Annotated in this window: 3 protein-coding genes and 1 pseudogene; all 4 read left to right on the plus strand. The window is 60.4% G+C overall.

Translation table 11 applies throughout. The features are described from left to right. Nucleotides 1-1,308: pseudogene (gene accC, locus ACIQVE_RS29085) on the plus strand (acetyl-CoA carboxylase biotin carboxylase subunit); the annotation flags it as partial. A 249-nt stretch (nucleotides 1,309-1,557) separates the two neighbouring features. Next, complete coding sequence (gene prmA / locus ACIQVE_RS29090; RefSeq protein ID WP_402815335.1) at nucleotides 1,558-2,436, plus strand: 50S ribosomal protein L11 methyltransferase; 879 nt, start codon at nucleotides 1,558-1,560, stop codon at nucleotides 2,434-2,436. A 30-nt stretch (nucleotides 2,437-2,466) separates the two neighbouring features. After that, nucleotides 2,467-3,744, plus strand: a complete 1,278-nt coding sequence (locus ACIQVE_RS29095; RefSeq protein WP_402815337.1) for a DUF3426 domain-containing protein — start codon at nucleotides 2,467-2,469, stop codon at nucleotides 3,742-3,744. 185 nt (nucleotides 3,745-3,929) lie between these two features. Beyond that, the gene (gene dusB / locus ACIQVE_RS29100; RefSeq protein WP_402815339.1) at nucleotides 3,930-4,940 is read left to right on the plus strand and encodes a tRNA dihydrouridine synthase DusB; all 1,011 of its coding nucleotides are present in this window, start codon (nucleotides 3,930-3,932) and stop codon (nucleotides 4,938-4,940) included. The last annotated feature ends 18 nt before the right edge of the window (nucleotides 4,941-4,958 follow it).

Genomic DNA, 4,958 nt, shown 5'->3' on the forward strand with positions numbered 1-4,958 from the left:
ATGCGGATTCTGCGTGCCTGCAAAGAGATGGGCATCAAGACCGTCGCCGTTTACTCCAAGGCCGACAAAGAGCTGATGCACCTGGGTCTGGCAGACGAATCCGTCTGCATCGGCCCGGCGTCTGCCTCTCAGTCTTACCTGCACATCCCGGCCATCATCGCTGCCGCCGAAGTGACTGGCGCTACCGCCATTCACCCAGGCTACGGCTTCCTCGCGGAAAACGCCGACTTTGCCGAGCAGGTCGAGAACTCCGGTTTCGCCTTCATCGGCCCGAAAGCCGACACCATTCGCCTGATGGGCGACAAGGTATCGGCCAAGCACGCGATGATCGAAGCAGGCGTGCCAACCGTTCCAGGTTCTGACGGCCCACTGCCGGAAGACGAAGAAACGGCGCTGCGCATCGGTCGTGAAGTCGGCTACCCGGTGATCATCAAAGCCGCTGGCGGCGGTGGTGGTCGCGGCATGCGCGTTGTGCATAAGGAAGAAGACCTGATCTCCTTCGCCAAACTGACCCGCACCGAAGCAGGCGCGGCGTTTGGCAATCCGATGGTGTATCTGGAAAAATTCCTGACCAACCCGCGTCACGTCGAAGTGCAGGTTCTGTCCGACGGCCAGGGTCACGCCATCCATCTGGGCGACCGCGATTGCTCGCTGCAACGTCGTCACCAGAAGGTTCTCGAAGAAGCGCCGGCACCGGGCATCGATGAGCAGGCTCGCCAGGAAGTTCTGGCTCGCTGCGTCAAGGCGTGCATCGACATCGGTTACCGTGGCGCCGGCACTTTCGAGTTCCTGTACGAGAACGGTCGTTTCTAATTCATCGAAATGAACACCCGTGTTCAGGTGGAGCACCCGGTTTCGGAAATGGTCACCGGTATCGACATCGTCAAGGAGATGCTCAGCATCGCCGCTGGCAACAAGCTGTCGTTCACGCAGGATGACGTGGTTATCCGCGGTCACTCGCTGGAATGCCGGATCAACGCTGAAGACCCGAAAACCTTCATGCCGAGCCCGGGCACGGTCAAGCATTTCCATGCTCCAGGCGGCAACGGCGTTCGCGTCGATTCGCACCTGTACAGCGGTTATGCGGTTCCGCCGAACTACGATTCGCTGATCGGCAAGCTGATCACTTACGGCGCCACCCGCGACGAAGCCATGGCACGCATGCGCAATGCCCTGGACGAAATCGTGGTTGACGGGATCAAGACCAACATCCCGCTGCACCGTGATCTGGTTCGTGACGAAGGCTTCTGCAAAGGGGGCGTGAACATTCACTACCTCGAGCACAAGCTGGCAGCCGAGAAGCACTAAGCTTCAGCTGCACCAGACAAAGCCGCCTTCGGGCGGCTTTGTTGTTTCTGCAGGTTTCACAAAACCCTGTGGGAGCGAGCTTGCTCCGGGCGGCGTTCCGACGAAAGCAATGTGTCAGTTGATATCAATGTGGCTGACAAACCGCCTTCGCGAGCAAGCTCGCTCCCACAAAAGCTTTGCGCTCGCGTAAACTTGCGCGCTTCTCGCAGGCCGCTAGTCTGCAATCAATATTTTTCAAAGGTGCCCGCCATGCCTTGGCTGCAAGTACGTCTCGCCATCAGCCCGGAACAAGCCGAAACCTACGAAGACGCTTTCCTTGAAGTGGGCGCTGTTTCGGTGACCTTCATGGACGCCGAAGACCAGCCGATCTTCGAGCCGGAACTCAACACCACTCCGTTGTGGGCGCACACTCACCTGCTTGCCCTGTTCGAGGGTGGCACCGAGCCTGCGCCGGTGCTGGCCCACCTTGAACTGCTGACCGGCAGCCCGTTGCCCGAGCACCACAGCGAAGTTATCGAAGACCAGGATTGGGAACGCAGCTGGATGGATGGTTTCCAGCCGATGCGTTTCGGCCAGCGTCTGTGGATCGTCCCGAGCTGGCATGCCGCGCCGGAACCAGATGCAGTCAACCTGCTGCTGGACCCGGGCCTGGCGTTCGGGACCGGCACCCATCCGACCACCGCGCTGTGCCTGGAATGGCTCGACGGTCAGGACTTGAAAGACTGCAACGTGCTGGATTTTGGCTGCGGCTCGGGGATTCTGGCCATCGCCGCCCTGCTGCTCGGTGCTAAAGAAGCCGTCGGCACCGACATCGACGTGCAGGCGCTGGAAGCCTCGCGCGACAATGCCGGGCGCAACAACATCGCTGAAGAACTGTTCCCGCTGTACCTGCCGCAAGACCTGCCGCAGGTCCAAGCCGACGTGCTGGTCGCCAACATTCTCGCCGGCCCGCTGGTTTCGCTGGCGCCGCAACTGTCGAGCCTGGTCAAGCCTGGTGGCCGTCTGGCGTTGTCGGGCATCCTCGCCGAACAAGGCGAAGAAGTGGCTGCCGCTTACGCTCAGGACTTCGATCTCGACCCGATCGCCAATCGTGATGGCTGGGTGCGCATCACCGGGCGTCGGCGCTAGAATGGCTGCCTGCATAATTCGGATCGCCGCATGACCGACAGCTTCGTCACTCAGTGCCCGCATTGCCAAACCAGTTTCCGTGTCAGCCATGCTCAATTGAGCGTGGCCCGCGGGGTGGTTCGCTGCGGCTCCTGCCTGCAAGTGTTCAACGCCGCCAAACAGCTGCTTGAGCAACACGCTGGCAAGGAAGCGGTGACGCCAGTTGCACCGGCCATTGTCGAGCAACTGCAGACTGCACCGCCGCCGGTGGTGGAATCGCCCGCTGTTGTCGAGCCACCTGCCACGCGCGCCATTAGCCAAAAGCAATGGAGCGCCTCGGCGCTGGACCTCGACAGTCTGGATCTGGACGAAGAACTCGCCCGCCTCGAACAACGGGAAATCCAGCCGACTACTGAATTCGGTCGCCCGCGCGAAGATTCCCTGAGTGCCCGTCGCGACAGCCCGGAACCGGACGAAGCGGTCTGGCCGGACAGCCTGTTCAGCAAGCCTGCCGATGAGCGGGCGGAGCCTGAAGCCGAACCGGAAATCGTCGAGATCGAACCGATAAAACCCGCACGCACCGAGCCCTCGCTGTCGCTGTCGCTGTCGCTGGAACCGGTGGATCTGGATGATGAACCGGCGATCCCGCAGTTGCGGCTGCACGATCCGATTGACCCGAATGCCCGCCGCGAACGCCTGTCTGCCAGTGACGACAGCGATGACGACCTGCCTCTGATCGAGCCGCCGCGCAAAAAACGCGAGCGCGCAGAACCGGGTGTTCGCGCCGAAGTCTTGCAGGACCTGACTGACGACCCGCTGCAACTGGACTGGCAGAAACGCCGCTCACCGTGGGGCCGTCGCCTGCTTTGGCTGGTGTTGGTGTTGCTGGCCGCTGGCGGACTCGCCGCCCAATATATCTCCTACCATTTCGACGAACTGGCGCGGCAGGATCAATACCGGCCATGGTTCCAGCAAGTCTGCCCGCAAATCGGCTGCACGGTGCCGTCCAAAGTCGACATCGCCAGAATCAAAAGCAGCAACCTGGTGGTGCGCAGCCACCCGGAGTTCAACGGCGCGCTGGTGGTCGACGCGATCATTTATAACCGCGCAACGTTCTCCCAGCCGTTTCCACTGCTGGAGCTGCGGTTTGCCGACCTCAATGGCCACCTGATCGCCAGTCGTCGCTTCAAACCCGGCGAATACTTGAGCGGTGATCTCGAAGGCCTGGCGGAGATGCCGCCGCAAACGCCGATCCACATCGCGCTGGATATTCTCGATCCAGGCCCTAAAGCGGTGAATTACAGCTTGAGTTTTCACTCGCCCGAGTGAATCGCTTCACCGTTCCTGAATTGACGGCAATTTTCTGACTTCGTCTCGCGTTACCAAACCGCTGGCGATAACAGAATAACTGTTCAGATTTTGTTCAATTCAGCCTTTATCCAGTCATCGAGAGCGGGTATCATGCCCACCCTTTTTCGAACTCTCATGATCCGGCCCCACTTCAGGGAAGTCCTATGTCGGCGGTACGCATCGGCCCATATACATTACAGAACGGCTTGATTCTCGCCCCGATGGCGGGCGTCACTGACCAGCCCTTTCGTCAGCTTTGCAAGCGTTTGGGCGCAGGGCTTGTGGTCTCGGAAATGGTCACCAGTGACATGAGCCTGTGGAACACCCGCAAGTCGCGCATGCGCATGATCCACGAAGGCGATCCCGAGCCTCGCTCGGTACAGATTGCCGGTGGTGACGCTCAGATGCTGGCAAATGCGGCCCGGGCCAACGTCGAACTGGGCGCACAGATAATTGATATCAACATGGGTTGCCCGGCAAAGAAGGTCTGCAACAAGGCTGCCGGCTCCGCGTTGTTGAAAGATGAAGCACTGGTGACCGAGATCCTCCACGCCGTCGTGGCTGCGGTTGATGTGCCGGTTACCCTGAAGATCCGCACCGGCTGGGATCGCGACAACAAGAACGGCCTGACCGTGGCGAAGATCGCCGAGCAGGCCGGGATCACCGCGCTGGCAGTGCATGGCCGCACTCGCGCCGATTTGTACAAAGGTGAAGCCGAGTACGACACGATTGCCGCAATCAAGCAGGCCGTGTCGATCCCGGTGTTTGCCAATGGCGATATCGATTCGCCGGAAAAGGCCCGTTACGTGCTCGACGCGACCGGTGCCGATGGTCTGTTGGTAGGCCGAGCCGCCCAAGGGCGGCCATGGATTTTTCGCGAGATCGATCACTTCCTGCGCACTGGCGAGAAATTGCCGGCACCGGAGCTGATCGAGGTGGAACACATACTGCTAGAGCATCTGGCCGCACTTCACACTTTCTATGGGGATGTGATGGGCGTGCGTATTGCTCGAAAGCATGTGGGCTGGTATCTCGCAACCTTGCCGGGCGCCAAGGAGTTTCGCGCCCACTTCAATCGTTTGGATGGTACGGAAACACAATGCGCCAACGTTCGGGAGTTCTTCGCCGAGCGTTACAAGAGCCTGAGAGGGGACGAAGAAGGGGTGGCCGCATGACGATGATGACCGAGACTT

It is taken from the genome of Pseudomonas sp. NPDC098747, from assembly GCF_044760045.1.
Taxonomy (GTDB): domain Bacteria; phylum Pseudomonadota; class Gammaproteobacteria; order Pseudomonadales; family Pseudomonadaceae; genus Aquipseudomonas.

Excerpts from the sequence above, each read along its gene's own strand:
- prmA (WP_402815335.1), top strand. The coding sequence starts at position 1,558 with ATGCCTTGGCTGCAAGTACGTCTCGCCATCAGCCCGGAACAAGCCGAA.
- ACIQVE_RS29095 (WP_402815337.1), top strand. The coding sequence starts at position 2,467 with ATGACCGACAGCTTCGTCACTCAGTGCCCGCATTGCCAAACCAGTTTC.
- dusB (WP_402815339.1), top strand. The coding sequence starts at position 3,930 with ATGTCGGCGGTACGCATCGGCCCATATACATTACAGAACGGCTTGATT.